The sequence below is a fragment of the Streptomyces sp. NPDC104202 genome, assembly GCF_055584185.1.
The window spans coordinates 1-1,084 of the sequence record NZ_JBVJMN010000145.1; the positions used below are offsets into that span (position 1 = coordinate 1).

Annotated in this window: 1 protein-coding gene; it reads right to left on the reverse strand. The window is 69.9% G+C overall.

Annotation, left to right across the window (positions count from 1 at the left end; genetic code table 11):
• Positions 1-476: 476 nt before the first annotated feature.
• Positions 477-980, reverse strand: a complete 504-nt coding sequence (locus tag ACZ60W_RS37280; protein WP_469759842.1) for a hypothetical protein — start codon at positions 978-980, stop codon at positions 477-479.
• Positions 981-1,084: the final 104 nt, after the last annotated feature.

Sequence of the window (1,084 nt, forward strand, 5' to 3'; positions counted from 1 at the left end):
AAAGGAGACCGAAGGATGTGTGCTGGCCTCCTCGAGCACGGTACCCACATCTCCGGGGACAACCCCCCCCCCCCCCCCCCCCCGCGGCCCCCCCCCCCCCCCCCCCCCCCCCCCCCCCCCGCCCCGTTGCGTGTCCCCAAGAGCCCACATCCGTGTCCGGCCGGCTCGGCCCTAGGAGGCCCTCACAGAGGCGTTGGACGTGTCGGTGGGTGATGAGGCAGGTGGCGGGCCGAGGAAGGCTGCCCGGACGTGCTCGGTCGACTCGATCAGCGACCCCCGTTCGTCCGAGACGATCCACGGCCTCGGCGGTGGACATCGCCTCCGCGGTCCGTCGCTCCCACTCCTCGTGTAGGAACCGGTGCGGTTCCTGGGGAGGACCTGAGGTCTTCCTCGTCCTCCCGAGAACCCAGCGGAACCGGGCACCGGATCATCACGGGTCCGCGCGGTGATCAGTGTCGCGCCTGCGGAAAGGCCCGCTATCGGCCGAGGTCGGGGTCGGCGGACGTGCGCTTGTAGTGGCACGAGAAGGAATAGGGCTCCCCACCGTCCGCCTCGACGGTTCCGTTCGCCTGCAGCTTCCCCTGTTCCAGGGTGAACGGCAGGGACTCGTGGTCGTTCCGGTGGTCGAAACGGAGTACCAGGTAGGGCGGCAGTCCAGGATCCTTGTTGACCGCGTGCCATTGTCCGTCGGCGGAACGGCGCGTCACCTTCGAGTCCGATCCGGGGCCGTTCCACGCGACCGGAAGGTCCTCGGCGGTAAAGGTGTAGTCGTCACGCAGCCTGATCACCGGGGCGCCGCAGCTCGAGTCCCCGGTCCCGTCCCATCGGCCGACCAGTTCGGCATGCTGTACGGCCTTCGGAAAGACGGGGGCAGGTCGGCCCGGCCCGCAAGCGGTCGGGGCGATCACCGTCAGAGCGGCAGTCGCGAGGCCCGCACTCATGCGACCCATGCGACCCATGCGAAATGCGTCGAGCTTCACGGCTTCTTCTTCCAGTCGTTGGGCGGGGGGGGGGGGGGGGGGGGGGGGGGGGGGGGGAGAAAAAAAAAAAGAGCCGCGGCGCCCCCCCCCAGAAGGGAGGGGAA